The sequence below is a fragment of the Streptomyces sp. col6 genome (assembly GCF_008042035.1).
In the GTDB taxonomy this organism is placed as follows: Bacteria; Actinomycetota; Actinomycetes; order Streptomycetales; family Streptomycetaceae; genus Streptomyces.
On the sequence record NZ_RDBL01000006.1, the window covers coordinates 1,297,472 to 1,314,145 of the forward strand.

Consider the following 16,674-nt stretch of genomic DNA (forward strand, 5'->3'; position numbering starts at 1 on the left):
GCCGGGGGCGGGTCACACCCGTCCCCGGCGCCCACGCACCGCTGGAAGAGGCGGCGTCGTACGTGTGTACAAGCTGCCCGGCCTCGTGCGGGTGATCCTTTCGACGGGGCGCCGAACGCGGCCCCGCGCATGACTACACTGCTCCACATACACGCGTCAGGCCCACAGTGTCGTGCGTCTTCCACGCGGCAAGCCCCTCCACGCCTGCGGCCGTCGGGACGGCCGTCCGCACTGGATCTGTGAGGACTCACGTGAGCTCGAAACCTGTCGTACTCATCGCTGAAGAGCTGTCGCCCGCCACGGTGGACGCCCTGGGCCCGGACTTCGAGATCCGGCACTGCAACGGCGCGGACCGCGCCGAGCTCCTCCCCGCCATCGCCGATGTCGACGCCATCCTGGTGCGCTCCGCCACCAAGGTCGACGCCGAGGCCATCGCCGCCGCGAAGAAGCTGAGGGTCGTCGCCCGCGCGGGCGTCGGTCTGGACAACGTCGACGTCTCCGCCGCCACCAAGGCCGGCGTGATGGTCGTGAACGCCCCGACCTCCAACATCGTCACCGCCGCCGAGCTGGCCTGCGGTCTGCTCGTGGCCACCGCGCGCCACATCCCGCAGGCCAACACCGCGCTGAAGAACGGCGAGTGGAAGCGCTCGAAGTACACCGGCGTCGAACTGAGCGAGAAGACCCTCGGCGTCGTCGGCCTCGGCCGCATCGGCGTCCTGGTCGCCCAGCGCATGTCGGCCTTCGGCATGAAGATCGTCGCGTACGACCCCTACGTGCAGCCCGCGCGCGCCGCGCAGATGGGCGTCAAGCTCCTCTCGCTGGACGAGCTTCTCGAGGTCTCCGACTTCATCACCGTGCACCTCCCGAAGACCCCGGAGACGCTGGGTCTGATCGGTGACGAGGCCCTGCACAAGGTGAAGCCCACCGTGCGCATCGTCAACGCCGCGCGCGGCGGCATCGTCGACGAGGAGGCGCTCGCCTCCGCGCTCAAGGAGGGCCGCGTCGCCGGCGCCGGTCTCGACGTGTACGCGAAGGAGCCCTGCACGGACTCCCCGCTCTTCCAGTTCGACCAGGTCGTCTGCACCCCGCACCTCGGCGCCTCCACCGACGAGGCCCAGGAGAAGGCGGGCATCGCGGTCGCCAAGTCCGTGCGCCTCGCGCTCGCCGGTGAGCTGGTCCCGGACGCGGTCAACGTCCAGGGCGGCGTCATCGCCGAGGACGTGCGCCCCGGGCTGCCGCTCGCCGAGAAGCTGGGCCGGATCTTCACCGCGCTGGCCGGCGAGGTCGCGGCCCGCCTGGACGTCGAGGTCTACGGCGAGATCACCCAGCACGACGTCAAGGTGCTCGAACTCTCCGCGCTCAAGGGCGTGTTCGAGGACGTCGTCGACGAGACCGTCTCGTACGTCAACGCCCCGCTGTTCGCGCAGGAGCGCGGTGTCGAGGTCCGCCTCACCACCAGCTCCGAGTCGCCCGAGCACCGCAACGTGGTCACCGTCCGTGGCACCCTCTCCGACGGCCAGGAGGTCGCGGTCTCCGGCACGCTGGCCGGCCCGAAGCACCTCCAGAAGATCGTCGCGATCGGCGAGCACGACGTGGACCTGGCGCTCGCCGACCACATGATCGTGCTGCGCTACGAGGACCGCCCCGGTGTCGTCGGCACGGTCGGCCGGATCCTCGGCGAGGCCGGGCTGAACATCGCGGGCATGCAGGTCTCCCGCGCCGACGTGGGCGGCGAGGCGCTGGTCGTCCTCACCGTCGACGACGACGTCCCGGCGGCCGTGCTGACGGAGATCTCCTCGGAGATCGGCGCCGCCTCGGCCCGCTCGGTGAACCTCACCGACTGATCTCCGGGGCCCCAGGGGTCCCGCCCCGTACCCGGTATGTAGACGCGCGTCTTACACAAACGTCTGCATGCCGGGTACGCTGCTGTCATGGGACATCGTGAGGATCTGCTCGAAGGCGCCAAGCGCTGCCTGCTGGAGAAGGGGTACGCGCGCACCACGGCGCGCGACATCGTGGCCGCGTCGGGCACGAACCTCGCCTCCATCGGCTACCACTACGGCTCCAAGGAAGCGCTGCTCAACCTCGCGTTCCTGAAGGTGACCGAGGAGTGGGGCGACATCCTGGCCGAGGAGGGCGAGGCCGAGCAGGAGGCGGAGGTCCCGGCCGCGCCGCTCGACCAGTTCCGGGAGACCTGGGAGCGGGTGATCGGAAGCTTCGAACACAGCCGGGCGGTCTGGCAGCTCCAGATGGAGGTCATCTCCCGGATCGACTCCGACCCCGAGCTGCAGAAGGCGCTCATCGGCCCGCAGCGCGAGGGACGCAACGGGCTCGCCGAGACCATGATGGGCGTCGACCCCGAGACCGACCCCGAGCGGGCCCGGGTGGCCGGACTCTTCTGCCAGGCGCTGCTCGCCGGGGTCATGGTCCAGTGGCTGATGGACAGTGACTCGGCGCCGTCCGCGCAGGACCTGACGGACGGGCTCAAGGTGGTCCTGGAGGGGCGGACGCCGACGGGCGGGTGCGCGCGATGACCGCGCGGGCCGGTGAATCCTTCGACCCCGGGCGCGCCGTCGCCGATGTCGAGGCGCTGCTCGCCGCCCCGCTCCCGGCCGCCGGTCCGGTGGTGGCCGAGGGCGACCCGGTCACCGGGGAGTGGCGGTCGAGCACCGGCGGGGGCTTCCGGGCCGTCCCGCTCTGGGAGTCCGGGGACGACGAGGGCGATCCCGACGAGGCCGAGGAGGCGGCAGAGGCCCGCCTCGACGCCGTCGTCGCGGAACTGGAGAAGCGCTGGGGCCCGCACCACCGCGTCGCCGTCCATGTCGCGCTGCTGCTGAGGCAGGAGGGCACCCCGGTGCCGCCGCTCTTCGACGCCCTGCTCGACGAGGACTGCTACGGCGACCTCGCGGTCTGGGGGCCGCTGCCCGGACAGGACCGCTGGATCGGGGTGAGCGTGGGCCACAGCGACGACGACGCGCCGATGGTCATGGCCGCCGTGGTCAGCGACCGCCCGATCACCGCCCCGCCCCCGCCCTCCTGGATGTAGCGCGGGACCGCCGGCCTCAGAGCCGGGCCGCCTTCAGGGCCATGTGCAGCAGCAGCCGGTCCTCGCCGTCGTTCAGGTCGAGGCCGGTGAGCTGCTGGACGCGGGAGAGGCGGTAGTACAGCGTCTGGCGGTGGATGCCCAGCTCGGCGGCGGTCCGGGACGCCTGTCCCGCGCAGTCCAGGAACACCTCGGCGGTGCGGGCGAGCTCCCGTTGCACCGGGGTCAGCAGAAGGCGCACCGCCGGCTCCGGCGGGGCGTCCGGGGCGAGCGCCGTCAGCGTCCGGTACGGGCCGATCGAGGACCAGTCCGCGACCGGGCCGTACCGGGTCTCCGCCGCCGCGGCCCTGGCCGCCGCCGACGCCTCGTGCCAGGCATCGGCCAGCTCCGCCAGGCCCCGGCGCGGGACCGCGAGGCCGGCGGTGGCCGAGGCCCCGGCGGTCGTGCGCAGCCGGTCGGCGGCGGTCAGCGCCGGGTCCAGGACCTCGGGCGACCGCAGCCGGATCAGCGCCGCCAGCGACGGCGGCCCGGACCGGCCCGGCGGCACGGCCCCGGTCAGCGCCGCCGCCGAGGGGACCGTGCGCACGGCGGGCGCGCCGTCGGTCCAGGGGGTCACGCACACCACGGTGTGCAGCCCCTCCGCGTCCGGGCCCAGCGCCTCGGCGAGCGCGGCCACCGCCATGTCCCGCTGCCAGCCGCGCCCGGCGGCCAGGACCGCGCCGAACTCCCGGGACAGATCGGTGCCCGCCCGCGCCTCGTCGGCGAGCAGAGCGCCGATCCGGGCGGCCACGTCCATCGCCGCGTCGAGCTGCCGGTCGGTCGGCCCGGGATCGGCGTCCAGCAGCCATACGTAACCGAGCACGACACCCCGATGGCGTACCGGCAGGCAGATGCGGTCGCGGAAGACTCCGGCCTCGGGGGCGGCGGGGATGCGGACGGGGCCGGTGGCGCGGGTGATGCCGAAGTTCTCGAACCAGGCGCGGACCGCCGGGGTGGAGCGGCGGGTCAGGATCGACCGGGTGCGGACCGGGTCCATCGCCGTGGTGTCGTCGCTGTCGTGGGCCCCGAAGGCGACCAGGCCGAAGTCCCGGTTCTCCAGCGTCGCGGGAACGCCGAGCAGCGCGGAGATCTCGTCGACCAGCTCCTGGTAATCGCCCTTCACCCGGCCATTCTCGCATCGCTTCAGACATATGTCTGAGATCCGGTCCACGGATGTGTGGCAGCTGTCGATGGCAGGCGACGGGCGGGATCCCTAGATTTCACGGTGGTTCTCCGTGCTGTACCGCTTATGTTCGTTACACGGCATATACGGCAGTGTGGATTCGTTCGTACTTTCCGTGGAGGTGCCCCGTGCTGGGTCCCGTGATTCTCGCCGCGTCGCGCAGCGACAGGATGCGCCGGTTCATCTCGGCCGCGCCCGGCACCAAGCAGGTCGTCGACCGCTTCATCGCCGGTGAGACGGTCGACCAGGTCGTCCCGGTCATCGAGGACGCCACCGGCAAGGGCCTCGAAGTCACCCTCGACGTCGTCGGCGAGGACATCACCACGCCCGAGCAGGCCGCCGCCGCGCGCGACGCCTACCTGGAGCTCATCGGCCGGCTGAAGGACCTCGGCCTGGGCACCCGGGCGGAGATGTCCGTCAAGCTCTCGATGTTCGGCCAGTCCCTGGAGGGCGGCCACGAGCTGGCCCTCGCCAATGTGCGCCCGGTCGTCGAGGCCGCCGCCGCGATCGGCACCACGGTCACCCTGGACGCCGAGGACCACACCACCCTCGACTCGATGTTCGCCATCCACGAGGAGCTGCGGAAGGACTTCCCGCAGACCGGGTGCGTCATCCAGGCGTACCTGTTCCGCACCGAGGAGGACGCCCGCCGCCTCGCCGCCGCCGGCAGCCGCGTGCGCATCGTGAAGGGCGCCTACAAGGAGCCCGCCTCCGTCGCGTACCAGGACAAGGCCGAGACCGACAAGGCGTACGTCCACATCCTGAGGACCCTGATGGAGGGCGAGGGCTACCCGATGATCGGGTCCCACGACCCCCGCCTGATCGCCATCGCCCAGGAGCTGGGCCGCAAGGCCGGCCGCAAGCTCGACGAGTACGAGTTCCAGATGCTGTACGGCATCCGCAGCGACGAGCACATCCGGCTCGCGGCCGAGGGCCACCGCATGCGTGTCTACACCGCGTACGGCACCGACTGGTACGGGTACTTCATGCGCCGCCTCGCCGAGAAGCCGGCCAACCTGCTGTTCTTCGGCCGCTCCGTCCTCACCAAGGGCTGAACCCCTCCACCCCCTCAACTTGAAGGAGCACAGGACACCATGGACGCTGTGACCCAGGTCCCCGCGCCGGTCAACGAGCCGGTCCACTCCTACGCCCCGGGCTCCCCGGAGCGCGCCCGCCTGGAGGCCAAGCTCAAGGAGCTCAGCCAGAACCCGGTGGACCTGCCGATGACCATCGGCGGCGAGAAGAGGATGGGTGGCGGCGAGCGCGTCGACGTCGTGCAGCCCCACAACCACAAGGCCGTCCTCGGCACCTTCGCCGGCGCCACCGAGCAGGACGCCCAGGACGCGATCGACGCCGCCCTGGCCGCCGCCCCGGCCTGGCGCGCGATGTCCTTCGACGACCGCGCCGCGATCATCCTGCGCGCCGCCGAGCTGCTCTCCGGCCCGTGGCGCGAGACGCTGGCCGCCTCCACGATGCTCGGCCAGGGCAAGACCGCCCAGCAGGCCGAGATCGACTGTCCCTGCGAGCTGGTCGACTTCTGGCGCTTCAACGTGCACTACGCGCGCCAGATCCTCGCCGAGCAGCCCCCGGCCAACTCCCCGGGCGTGTGGAACCGCATGGACCACCGCCCGCTGGAGGGCTTCGTCTACGCGATCACGCCGTTCAACTTCTCGGCCATCGCCGCCAACCTCCCGACCGCGCCCGCCCTCATGGGCAACGTCGTCGTGTGGAAGCCGTCCCCGACGCAGACCCACGCCGCCGTGCTGCTGATGCAGCTCCTGGAGGAGGCCGGCCTGCCCAAGGGCGTCATCAACCTGGTGACCGGCGACGGCATCGCCGTCTCCGAGGTGGCCCTGAACCACCGCGACCTGGCCGGCATCCACTTCACCGGCTCGACCCCGACCTTCCAGCACCTGTGGAAGACGGTCGGCAACAACATCGCCAACTACCGCACCTACCCGCGGCTCGTCGGCGAGACCGGTGGCAAGGACTTCGTCGTCGCCCACCCGTCGGCCGACCCCGCGATCCTGAAGACCGCGCTGACCCGCGGCTCCTTCGAGTACCAGGGCCAGAAGTGCTCGGCGACCTCGCGCGCCTACATCCCGGCCTCGATCTGGAACGCCGGCTTCAAGGAGGCGTTCGCGGCCGAGGTCGACTCGATCACCATGGGTGACGTCACCGACCTGTCGCACTTCATGGGCGCCGTCATCGACGACCGCTCGTTCGCGAAGAACAAGGCCGCCATCGACCGCGCCGCCGCCGACCCGGCGTGCACGATCGTCGCGGGCGGCACCTACGACGACTCGGTGGGCTACTTCGTCCGCCCGACCGTCATCGAGTGCACCGATCCCGAGAACGAGGTCTTCACGACCGAGTACTTCGGCCCGATCCTCGCCGTCCACGTCTACGAGGACGAGCAGTACGACGCGATGCTGGAGCAGATGGAGTCGGTCTCCGACTACGCCCTGACCGGTTCCGTCATCGCCAACGACCGCGCGGCTGCCGCGTACACGATGGAGAAGCTGCGGTACGCCGCGGGCAACTTCTACATCAACGACAAGTCGACCGGTGCCGTCGTCGGCCAGCAGCCCTTCGGCGGCGGCCGCGCCTCGGGTACGAACGACAAGGCGGGCGCCCCGCAGAACCTCCAGCGCTGGACCCTCACCCGGGCCATCAAGGAGACCCTGGTCCCGCCGACCGAGTACACCTACCCCCACCAGGGCTGACGCCCTCCGGGGCGCCCCGGCGCCCCGGAGGGCGTCAGCCCTGGTGGGGGTAGGTGTACTCGGTCGGCGGGACCAGGGTCTCCTCGGGTGGAGCTGAGCCCCGTATGGAAACCGCCCCCCGTCCGGTTCCCCTGCCGGACGGGGGGCGGTTTCCATACGGGGCTCAGCTCCACCCGTGCACGATCAGCGCCAGCCCCGCCGCGAAGCCGGCGCCCAGCAGCGCCAGGTAGCGCCCGTACAGCCGGCGGTGGCGGCGCAGCAGCAGGCCGAACGCGGCGAACGCGAGCCCCACCGTCAGCGTCCGCGAGCCCCGGGCCGCCGCCGACGCGGCCAGCCAGTCCGCCGCGGGCACCGAGGCCCGGCCCGCCTCCGCGCCGTACACCTTGAACGGAACGCCGTTCCACGGCTGGTGGCGTACGGCCGACGCGCCCTCCACCACCAGCTCCGCGCGGACCTCCGCCCGCATCCGGTCCGTGGTCAGCGGGGCCGGCAGGTGCACGCCCGCCGCCGCCAGGTGCAGGGCGAGCAGTCCGCCGGCCAGGCTGCCGGCCAGCGCCCCCAGCGACATCTTCAGCGCCGCGCGCGGCACCGCCACGCACACCGCCCCGAGCAGCAGCTCCGGCATCAGCGGCCAGCTCAGCGCCTCCGCGAACGCCCAGCAGAAGGCCAGCGGCAGCCCCAGGCGCGAGGTGACGACGGAGGCCACCCGCCTGCGCACCGCAGAGTCCCGCAGCGGCTCGGCGGCCGTACGGTCGTGCAGCGCGCGGACCGCGTCCCGGGCCGCCTCGGGGGAGACCCCGGAGGGCAGCGGCTCACCGATCGTCACGCGGACCAGGGACGAGCGCAGCCGGCCGTGCTTGGGCAGCAGCCGGTCCGTGCCCGCGATCCCCACCGGCACGACCGGGACGCCCGCCTCCTCGGCCAGGACCAGCGCGCCCCGGTGGAAGGAGCCGAGGGTGCCGTCCTCGGCCCGGGTGCCCTCCGGGAAGAGCACGACCGCCCGGCCCTCGCGCAGCTCGCCCGTCATCGAGAGCAAGTCCGCCATCCCGCCGCCCGCCCGCCGCACCGGGAAGCCGGCCGCCAGCCTGCGGCAGATCCGGCGCCGCCACGGGGACGCGAACCAGTAGTCGGCCGCCGCCCCGATCGCCGGGCCGTGCCGGGCGTCGAGCGCGGCCAGGAGGGCCGCCGTGTCCGCGTGCGAGCTGTGGTTGGCGACGACCACACAGCCGCCGCGCGGCAGCCGGCCGCGCCGCTCGACCCCGCCCGTGAGGCTGAGCACGCCCCACCACAGGCCGCGCCGCAGCGCGGAGGCGACCCGGGAGCGGACCGGGAGGACCCGGTGACCGGGGGTGCGTACGAGAGTGCTTCCCAGGGGTGTCACGTCATCACCATCGCGAGGAGAAGGGCCACGAGCAGGGAGTCGATCCGGTCGAGCAGGCCGCCGAAGCCGGGCAGCCAGCTGCCCGCGTCCTTCACGCCGGACTCGCGCTTGACCATCGACTCGACGAGGTCGCCGAGCACGCAGCCGCCGACGACCGCCGCCCACAGGAGCGGGCTGAACGCGCCGAGCACGCACAGCAGGGCAGCGGTGGCGGCTGCCGCGCCCAGCACACCGGCCCACGTCTTGTTCGGGGAGAGCGGCGAGAGCGGCCGGGCCAGCGGACCGCGCCGGCCCAGCGCCGTACCGCCGCACCAGGCGCCGACATCGCCGAGCGCCACCGCCAGTCCCACCGCGACCGCCGTGTCGCCGAGCGTCACCAGGCCGGTCAGCGCGACCGGGATCCACAGCAGCCCGAAGGCGGTGCGGGCGGTGCGGGTGAAGCCCGTGCGGTCGTCGCCGCCCAGCACGGAGGGGAGCGCCGCCGCGACGAGCAGCAGGGCCGCCGCCCGCAGATCCAGCACGTGCGGGGCGAGCCAGGCCAGCGCCGGGAGGGCGGCCGACGCCGCCGCGAGGACGGCCAGGTCGCCCCGGCGCAGCCCCGCCATCCGGGCGTACTCGCCGGCCGCGACCACGCCCAGCCCGGCGGCCAGCGCGTACGTGCCGCCGCCGCCCAGGAAGTACGCCCCCAGGAAGACCGGCGCGACCAGGGCCCAGGTCCGCCACCGCCTGCGCAGTTCGGCGCGCATCCGGACCTTCGCCGGCAGGACCGCGACGGCGACCCCGCCCGCGCCCAGCACGCCCGCGACCAGCGGCACCGCGCGGACGGCCGCCTCCTCGGCGATCAGTACGGCGCTCATGCCAGCTCCCGCCACAGGCCGGCCAGCCGGAGCAGGGCGGTGAGCAGCGAACCGGCCGCGATCACGGCCAGCACCGGGACGGCCCAGCCGCTCGCGGCGGCGACCACCACCAGCAGGCAGCGCTCGGTCTTGCCGACCGGGCCCCCGTTGCGGCGGGACGCCCCGGCGGCGGCCCCGGCCAGCGACACCCAGGAGGGCAGCGTGGCCGCGAGACCGGCCAGCGCCACCAGCCAGAGCGGGGCGAGCGTCAGGAAGCCGGCGAGCACGACCAGGTCGGCGACCCGGTCGCCCAGCTCGTTGAGGACCGCGCCGCGCCGGGTGGTGCGGCCGGTGTCGCGGGCCAGCGCCCCGTCCAGGTTGGCGAAGGCGAGCCGCGCCGCCAGCAGGACGGCGACCGGCAGGGCGGCGGCCGGGGCGGGCAGCCAGGCCAGGGAGGCGGCGGCACCGGCCGCGGCGGCCACCCCGGCGGCGGTGAGGGTGTCGGGCGACACCTCACGGCGGACCAGCGAGGCGCGGACGCCGGAGAGCCGGTCCGCGTACCAGGGCTTGAGAGCGTAGAGGCCGTTCATGGCTGCAACTCTCGCCCGACGCACGTTCTTTCGACACGGGTCGGGTACTCAAGTACGCCTGAGTACGTGGGCGGTCCGGCCCTACGCGCCCGTGCGGATCAGCATCTTTCCGGTGTTCTCGCCGCGCAGCATGCCCAGGAAGCCGTCCACGGTCCGCTCGAAGCCGTCCACGACCGTGACGTCCGGGGCGATGGCGCCGCTGCGCAGGTGCGGTACGAGCAGCTCCTCCAACTCGGCCTGCGCGTCGAGGTGGTTGCGCACCAGCACGCCTTCGAGGCGCAGGCTCCTGCCGACCACGTCGAACAGGTTGCGCGGGGCCGGCGGCGGGGTGTGGGCCGAGTGGTACTGGGCGATGGCGCCGACCCAGGCGATCCGGCCGAAATCGCGCATCGCCGCGATCACACCCTCCAGATGGTCGCCGCCCACGTTGTCGACGGCCGCGTCGATCCCGTCCGGCGCGGCCTTCGCCAGCAGGTCGGCGACCGGCCCGTCGTGGTAGTCGAACGCCGCGTCGAAGCCGAGCTCCTCCGTGAGCCGGGTGACCTTCGCGGCCGAGCCCGCGCTGCCGATGATCCGGCCGGCGCCGAGCAGCCGGGCGATCCGTCCCACCGCCGTGCCCACCCCGCCCGCGGCGGCGGAGACGAAGAGGTCCTGGCCGGGGCGGAGTTCCAGTACGCGGGTCAGGGCCGCGTAGGCGGTGAGGCCGGTGCCGCCGAGGATCGAGAGGTGGGCGGTGAGCGGCACCCCCTCGTACGACGGGAGCCGGCGCGTGCCGTCGGTGCCGGCGGTGACCAGGGCGTGGGTGCGCCAGCCCTGCCGGTGGAAGACGAGGTCGCCCTCGGCGAGGCCCGGGTCGCGGGAGGCGGTGACCCGGCCCACGGCGCGGCCCTCCAGCGGGGCGCCCAGCTCCCAGCCGCTGTCCATCTCCTCGCGGTGGTACGGGTCCACGGAGAGGTAGAGGTTCTCCACCAGGGCCTGTCCGGGGGCGGGGTCGGGCACCGGGGACTCGGTGAGGGTGAAGAGACCGGGCGTGGGGAAGCCCGTCGGGCGGGCGCTGAGGTGGAAGGCGCGGGCGGTGCGTGTCGTCGTCATGGCAGCGACCGTAGGAAGGAAGTTTCCGGCCGGGCAGGTGGTTGCGTCGATGGAAAGGCCGTTTCCATGAACGGCGTTCATGGAACGAGAGGAACCCGCACGATGGCCGACCTGTCCCCGAACGAGCTGCGCGTCCTGCTCGCCGTCGAGAGCGCGGGCAGCTTCTCCGGCGCCGCCATGGCCCTGGACATGACGCAGTCGGCGGTCTCCCACGCGATCCGTACCACCGAGCGCAGGATCGGTGCGGTGCTCTTCGAGCGCGGCCGCAAGGGTGCCACGCCCACCGCGGCCGGCACGAGCGCCCTCGGGTACGCCCGGCGCGTGCTGCGGCTGCTGGAGCTGATGGGCGCCGAGGCGCGGGCGGCGGCGGCCGGGCCCGAGGCGGGCGCCGTACCGGCCGGGCCGCTGCGGATCGCGGCCTTCCGCAGCGCCGCCCTGCATCTGCTGCCGCCCGCGCTGGAGCGGCTGCGGGCCCGCCACCCGGAAATCGAGCCGGTGGTGCGGGTGGTGCGCGAACTGGGGCGGGGCACGGCGGGCGAGGTCCTGGACGGGCGCGCCGATGTGGGCATCGCGACCATGGGAGAGTCCTCGCCGGTACCGGACCAACTGGTCGGGGGAGTGCTGCGGGAGGAGGAGTACGCCCTCGTGCACCCGGCCGGCCATCCGGCGCCCCGGACGCTCCCGCTGCTGGACTGGGCCGAGAACTGCACCTCGTACACCCGGCAGTGGTGGGCGGCGCAGGACTGGATCCCGCGGGCGACCGTGGAGGCCGAGGACGACGGAGCGGTGCTCTCGATGGTGTCCGCCGGTCTCGGGATGGCGATCATGCCCGGACTGTCCCTCCGTGGAGCGCCGGAGACGGTGGCGGTCACCGGGCTCGGTCCGGAGCGCCCGACCCGCTCCGTGGGCTATGTCACCACCCCTGAGCTGGCACGATCCGCCGCGGTGCGGGCCCTGATCAGGGAACTGAGAGCGAGCTGAGAGTGAGCGGTGGGTGGGCCGCCGTAAACCTCCGTCTCAGATAGTAGGAAGTCCGAGTAATTGTGGAGACAGACCGGCTCCGCTGTTCTAGCTTTGTAGAAGCCGAACGTCTCGCTAGATCAAGCGACTGGCGGTCGAGAGCGCGCGCCCTTGCGCAGGCAACCCCTGCGGCGCCCGTTCCCCGCCCCTTCCGGCGCCTCGAAATCACCGATCTCGACATCACTTCACGCTGTTCGATCTCGAAATCCTCGCGATCTCAAGGAGTCGATCCACCATGGCCGAGACCACCACCCGCCGCCGTGTCCGTCACGCCCACCGCCCGACCGAGTCGGAGCGGCAGGCTGCCGCCGCCGCCCTGCAGCGCGCGCTCGACCGCAGGGACAACGGCGGCTCCACCGGTCACTGAACCGGGCCGTCCTTCGGCCGGCCGCTCAGCCGCGGCTGATCTCGAAGTGGTCGATGCGCTCACCCGACTCGGCGAGCGCGGTGACCTTCATCCGGGCGTGCCGCCCGGCCTCCACCTCCACCGCGAGGAACGAGAAGCCGGTGTAGCGCACCCGCGACCACTCCACGGTCTCGGTGGCCTTCGTGCCGCCCTTGGCCACGTGGTACGTGTTCACGCTCTCCAGGTCCGCGACGTGCCCCTCGTAGCTGTCGGGCACCGGGAAGTCGTAGAGCGCCTTGCCCGCGCCGCCCGCCGTGACGTAGACGATGCCGTCGCGCCGGGGGTCGGTGCGCTCGCCGATGGGCACCGGGCGCTTGACCGCGTTCTTGAGGATCGCGTCGGTGCGCTCGTAGACGTGGTTGTGCCCGTTGATGACCAGGTCCACCTGGTGCTTCTCGAAGAGCGGCACCCAGGCGTCGCGCACCCCGCCGTCCGAGGCGTGGGCGTTCGTCGTGGAGAAGGCGCAGTGGTGGAAGAAGACCACCAGGAAGTCGACGTCCCGGCGGGCCCGCAGCTCGCCCAGGCGCCGGTCCAGCCAGCGGGTCTGCCGGCCGCCGCTGATGCCGAAGTTGGCGGGGATCTCGTAGCTGACGTCGTTGGCGTCCAGCGCGATCACGCCCACGTTGCCGTGCACGAAGGAGTACGCCCCGGGCTGGTTGACCGGGTCCGGCCCGTTGTCCGGCAGGGTCCAGCGCGCGTTCTGGCCGCCGTAGCCGTCCGGCGAGTACCAGGCCTCCATGTCGTGGTTGCCGGTCGTCACCATCCACGGCACGGTCTTGGAGACCGTCTCCGTCTGCGCCAGGAACTGGTCCCAGGTGCGCGCGTCATAGGTGTCGGTGGTCTGCCCGGAGCCCGACGGGTCCGCGTAGCAGATGTCGCCGGCGTGCAGGTGGAAGGCCGGGTTCTGGCCGAGGATCAGCTGGTCGTTCCCGAGCGCGTGGTAGCTGACGCCCTGGTCGCCGAAGGCGGTGAAGGTGAAGTTCTCGGCGCGCGCGGGCGCGGTGGTGAAGGTGCCGAGCGTGCCCAGGTTGCGCGAGTCGGCCGGGTCGAAGCCGTCGTGGCCGACGCCGTAGTAGTACGTCGTGCCGGGCCGCAGCCGCTCCAGGGACGCGTGTACGTAGAACTGCTCGGCCGCCGCGATCTTGCCGTTGTTCAGCTGCGGCGTCGTCAGGTGGCGTACCTCCGCGTCGATCTTCCGGCTGAGCGCCCACGGCTTGAGGCCGATCCGGATGTACGGGCGGCGCACCGCGAACGGCACCTGCCAGGAGACCGCCATCTGCGTCTTCGGGTCCGCCCCGTACGCCAGGTGCCGGCCGAACGGGGCGACCAGCGCGCCGTCGACCCGGGTGGTGCTGTGCGAGGTGAGTACGGTGGGGGCCGCGTACGCGGGGGAGGAGGAGGCGAGGCCGATCCCGGTGCCGACCACGGCGGCGGTCGCCGCGCCGGTGCGCAGCGCCCCGCGGCGGGTGAGCCGGGTGCGGAGGTAGTCGTGCTGCTCGGCCATGCTCATGCGGTCGGCGAGTTTCTCGGGGATGCCGAAACGGGGGATGTCCATGGGCGACAACCTCCACCGCGCGGCTGACGCCCTTCCGTCGAATAGGTGAACGGTACACGTACAGCTGCCCATGTGTCCGTATGATGGACGTGACGTGTCATGGGGTGGGACGAGCAGTAGGGTGCCACCATGTCTCGCAGCATCAATCTCGCAGTGATCCCCGGTGACGGTATCGGCCAGGAGGTCGTGGCCCAGGGCCTCAAGGTCCTCAACGCTGTTCTCCCGCAGGATGTGAAGCTGGAGACCAAGGAGTACGACCTTGGCGCCCGGCGCTGGCACCGTACCGGCGAAACCCTCCCCGACGCGGAGCTCGAAGCCCTCAAGGGCCACGACGCCATCCTGCTCGGCGCGATCGGTGACCCGTCCGTGCCCTCCGGCGTCCTGGAGCGCGGGCTGCTGCTGAAGCTGCGCTTCGCCTTCGACCACTTCATCAACCTGCGGCCGTCGAAGCTCTTCCCGAACACGGACACCCCGCTGGCCGGCCGTCCGGACATCGACTTCGTCGTCGTCCGCGAGGGCACCGAGGGCCCGTACACCGGCAACGGCGGCTCGCTGCGCACCGGCACGGAGCACGAGGTCGCCACCGAGGTCAGCCTCAACACCGCCTTCGGTGTCGAGCGGGTCGTCCGGGACGCCTTCGAGCGCGCCGCCGCCCGTCCGCGCAAGAAGCTGACGCTGGTCCACAAGAACAACGTCCTCGTGTACGCGGGCCACCTGTGGAAGAACACCTTCGACAAGGTCGCGGCCGAGTACCCCCAGGTCACCACCGACTACCTGCACGTCGACGCCGCGACGATCTTCTTCGTCACGCAGCCGGAGCGCTTCGACGTCATCGTCACCGACAACCTCTTCGGCGACATCCTGACCGACCTCGCCGCGGCCGTCTCCGGCGGCATCGGCCTGGCCGCCTCCGGCAACATCAACCCGACGGGTGCCTTCCCGTCGATGTTCGAGCCGGTCCACGGCTCCGCCCCCGACATCGCGGGGCAGGGCAAGGCCGACCCGACCGCCACGATCCTCTCCGTCGCCCTCCTGCTGCGCCACCTCGGCTACGAGGCCGAGGCCGTGCGCATCGAGGACGCCGTCTCCGCCGACCTCGCGGAGCGCGACGGGACGGCCCGTAGCACCGACGCGATCGGCGACGCGCTCGCGGTACGCGTAGCGGGCTGATCCGACGACTCCCACAGAAGCCGCCGGGTCGCAGACGCACCCGGCGGCTTCTCCTGTGCGGCCCCGGGTGTCACCATCGAACCCTGGACCGCATTCACGCCATTTCGTGCACGGCCCCCTTCGAGCGATAATCGAACGGGACCGTGTCTCGCAGTGAAGCTCGGACGTCCTAGCACCTGAAGGCGTGCACGCGGTCCTACACACACAAAACGGTGAAGGACACGCACTCATGACGACGCCCACGATCGAGCTCAAGCCCTCCTCGCACCCGCTGTCCGACGCGGAGCGCGAGGCGATCCTGGCCAAGCCCGGATTCGGCCGCTACTTCACCGACCACATGGTGACGATCAAGTGGACCGAGGGCCGCGGCTGGCACGACGCCCAGCTCGTCCCCTACGCGCCGCTGTCGATCGACCCCGCCAACATGACGCTGCACTACGGCCAGGAGATCTTCGAGGGGCTCAAGGCCTACCGCCAGCCCGACGGCTCGGTCGCCACCTTCCGCCCCGAGGCCAACGGCGAGCGCTTCCGGTCCTCCGCCCGCCGCCTCGCCATGCCGGAGCTGCCCGTCGAGACCTTCGTCGCGGCCTGTGACGCGCTCGTCCAGCAGGACGCCGCCTGGGTCCCGGCGCACGGCGGCGAGGAGTCCCTCTACCTGCGCCCCTTCATGATCGCGACCGAGGTCGGCCTCGGTGTGCGGCCGGCCAACGAGTACCTCTTCCTCGTCATCGCCTCGCCCGCCGGCGCCTACTTCCCCGGTGGCGTGAAGCCCGTCTCGATCTGGCTGTCCGAGGACCGGGTGCGCGCCGTCCCCGGCGGCATGGGCGACGCCAAGACCGGCGGCAACTACGCCGCCTCCCTCCTCGCCCAGGCCGAGGCCGCCGCCAAGGGCTGCGATCAGGTCGCCTACCTCGACGCCGTCGAGCACACGTGGGTGGAGGAGCTGGGCGGGATGAACCTCTACTTCGTGTACGGGGACCGGATCGTCACCCCGACCCTCACCGGCTCCCTGCTCGCGGGCATCACCCGTGACTCGCTCCTCAAGCTGGCCGGCGACCTCGGCTACACCTCCGAGGAGGCCCGCGTCTCCATCGGCCAGTGGCGCGACGACACCGCCGCCGGCACCCTCACCGAGGTCTTCGCCTGCGGCACCGCCGCCGTCATCACCCCCGTCGGCACCGTGAAGAGCGCGGGCGGCGAGTGGACCCAGGGCGACGGCACCCCCGGCCCGGTCACCCTCAAGCTGCGTGAGCGCCTGCTCGACATCCAGCGCGGCACCGCCGAGGACACACACGGCTGGATGCACTCCCTGGCGTAACCGGCCCGTACGGAGAGCCCCCGGCGTTCTCGCCGGGGGCTCTGCGTACGCCCGCATCCTGAGACGGGGCGGGGCGCGGCGGCGGTCCTGTGCCAGACTGCTGCCGTGTCCTCGTTCGTCATGATTATTGGCAGCAGGCGCGCCGGTCCGCAGTGACCGTCCCGTACCACCACGTACGGCACGGCCACCGTGCCCCAGACCCGCGCGCAGACCTCTCGCACCCGCGAGGGGTTTTTTCGTTTTCCGGCCCTCACCTCGGCCGGTGCACGAGGCGAGCGGGATGATGGGGGCAAGTGGAGCCGGGCCGTGTCCGGC

The 16,674-nt window shown here is 72.5% G+C and carries 15 protein-coding genes; 9 read left to right on the top strand and 6 right to left on the bottom strand.

Annotated elements, in window-relative coordinates:
* Positions 1-251: 251 nt before the first annotated feature.
* The 3 genes from serA to EAO73_RS09965 all read left to right on the top strand — a co-directional run bounded on the left by serA (position 252) and on the right by EAO73_RS09965 (position 3,046).
* Entirely contained in the window at positions 252-1,844 is a 1,593-nt protein-coding gene (gene serA / locus EAO73_RS09955; protein ID WP_147971014.1) for a phosphoglycerate dehydrogenase, read from the top strand.
* Between the two features lie 87 nt (positions 1,845-1,931).
* Positions 1,932-2,534 carry a TetR/AcrR family transcriptional regulator gene (locus EAO73_RS09960; RefSeq protein ID WP_147971015.1) on the top strand — a complete coding sequence of 201 codons (603 nt, stop codon included), beginning with the start codon at positions 1,932-1,934 and terminating at the stop codon, positions 2,532-2,534.
* Complete coding sequence (locus tag EAO73_RS09965; protein ID WP_147971016.1) at positions 2,531-3,046, top strand: hypothetical protein; 516 nt, start codon at positions 2,531-2,533, stop codon at positions 3,044-3,046. The genes EAO73_RS09960 and EAO73_RS09965 overlap by 4 nt, the downstream gene beginning before the upstream one ends.
* Positions 3,047-3,062: 16 nt before the next feature.
* Here EAO73_RS09965 and EAO73_RS09970 read toward each other — a convergent pair whose 3' ends face one another.
* The gene (locus EAO73_RS09970) at positions 3,063-4,205 is read right to left on the bottom strand and encodes a PucR family transcriptional regulator (RefSeq protein WP_147971017.1); all 1,143 of its coding nucleotides are present in this window, start codon (positions 4,203-4,205) and stop codon (positions 3,063-3,065) included.
* 188 nt (positions 4,206-4,393) lie between these two features.
* On the opposite strand from EAO73_RS09970, the gene EAO73_RS09975 reads away from it, so the two are divergent.
* Together EAO73_RS09975 and pruA are read left to right on the top strand one after the other, a co-directional pair.
* Positions 4,394-5,320: a proline dehydrogenase family protein gene (locus EAO73_RS09975; RefSeq protein WP_147971018.1), complete on the top strand. Its 927-nt coding sequence runs from the start codon at positions 4,394-4,396 to the stop codon at positions 5,318-5,320.
* A 39-nt stretch (positions 5,321-5,359) separates the two neighbouring features.
* Positions 5,360-6,991 (top strand): L-glutamate gamma-semialdehyde dehydrogenase, encoded by a 1,632-nt coding sequence (gene pruA, locus EAO73_RS09980; protein WP_147971019.1) that lies wholly within the window; start codon positions 5,360-5,362, stop codon positions 6,989-6,991.
* Between the two features lie 163 nt (positions 6,992-7,154).
* Here pruA and EAO73_RS09985 read toward each other — a convergent pair whose 3' ends face one another.
* From EAO73_RS09985 to EAO73_RS10000, 4 genes are all read right to left on the bottom strand, one after another.
* The gene (locus EAO73_RS09985; protein WP_412074584.1) at positions 7,155-8,363 is read right to left on the bottom strand and encodes a lysophospholipid acyltransferase family protein; all 1,209 of its coding nucleotides are present in this window, start codon (positions 8,361-8,363) and stop codon (positions 7,155-7,157) included.
* 5 nt (positions 8,364-8,368) lie between these two features.
* Positions 8,369-9,229, bottom strand: a complete 861-nt coding sequence (locus EAO73_RS09990; protein WP_147971021.1) for a phosphatidate cytidylyltransferase — start codon at positions 9,227-9,229, stop codon at positions 8,369-8,371.
* The gene (locus EAO73_RS09995; protein ID WP_147971022.1) at positions 9,226-9,798 is read right to left on the bottom strand and encodes a CDP-alcohol phosphatidyltransferase family protein; all 573 of its coding nucleotides are present in this window, start codon (positions 9,796-9,798) and stop codon (positions 9,226-9,228) included. The genes EAO73_RS09990 and EAO73_RS09995 overlap by 4 nt, the downstream gene beginning before the upstream one ends.
* An 81-nt stretch (positions 9,799-9,879) precedes the next feature.
* Positions 9,880-10,890 carry an NADP-dependent oxidoreductase gene (locus EAO73_RS10000; RefSeq protein WP_147971023.1) on the bottom strand — a complete coding sequence of 337 codons (1,011 nt, stop codon included), beginning with the start codon at positions 10,888-10,890 and terminating at the stop codon, positions 9,880-9,882.
* Between the two features lie 102 nt (positions 10,891-10,992).
* Between EAO73_RS10000 and EAO73_RS10005 the strand changes: the two genes are divergently transcribed.
* Positions 10,993-11,871 (top strand): LysR family transcriptional regulator, encoded by an 879-nt coding sequence (locus EAO73_RS10005; RefSeq protein WP_147971024.1) that lies wholly within the window; start codon positions 10,993-10,995, stop codon positions 11,869-11,871.
* A 274-nt stretch (positions 11,872-12,145) separates the two neighbouring features.
* The gene (locus tag EAO73_RS37090; protein WP_018102494.1) at positions 12,146-12,277 is read left to right on the top strand and encodes a hypothetical protein; all 132 of its coding nucleotides are present in this window, start codon (positions 12,146-12,148) and stop codon (positions 12,275-12,277) included.
* Positions 12,278-12,302: 25 nt separating this feature from the next.
* Here EAO73_RS37090 and EAO73_RS10010 read toward each other — a convergent pair whose 3' ends face one another.
* On the bottom strand, positions 12,303-13,871 hold the full coding sequence (locus tag EAO73_RS10010; protein ID WP_147971025.1) for a purple acid phosphatase family protein: 1,569 nt from the start codon (positions 13,869-13,871) through the stop codon (positions 12,303-12,305).
* Positions 13,872-14,000: 129 nt separating this feature from the next.
* Here EAO73_RS10010 and EAO73_RS10015 point away from each other — a divergent pair, with 129 nt between their 5' ends.
* Together EAO73_RS10015 and EAO73_RS10020 are read left to right on the top strand one after the other, a co-directional pair.
* Positions 14,001-15,041 carry a 3-isopropylmalate dehydrogenase gene (locus tag EAO73_RS10015; protein ID WP_147971026.1) on the top strand — a complete coding sequence of 347 codons (1,041 nt, stop codon included), beginning with the start codon at positions 14,001-14,003 and terminating at the stop codon, positions 15,039-15,041.
* A 229-nt stretch (positions 15,042-15,270) separates the two neighbouring features.
* Complete coding sequence (locus tag EAO73_RS10020; protein ID WP_147971027.1) at positions 15,271-16,359, top strand: branched-chain amino acid aminotransferase; 1,089 nt, start codon at positions 15,271-15,273, stop codon at positions 16,357-16,359.
* Positions 16,360-16,674: the final 315 nt, after the last annotated feature.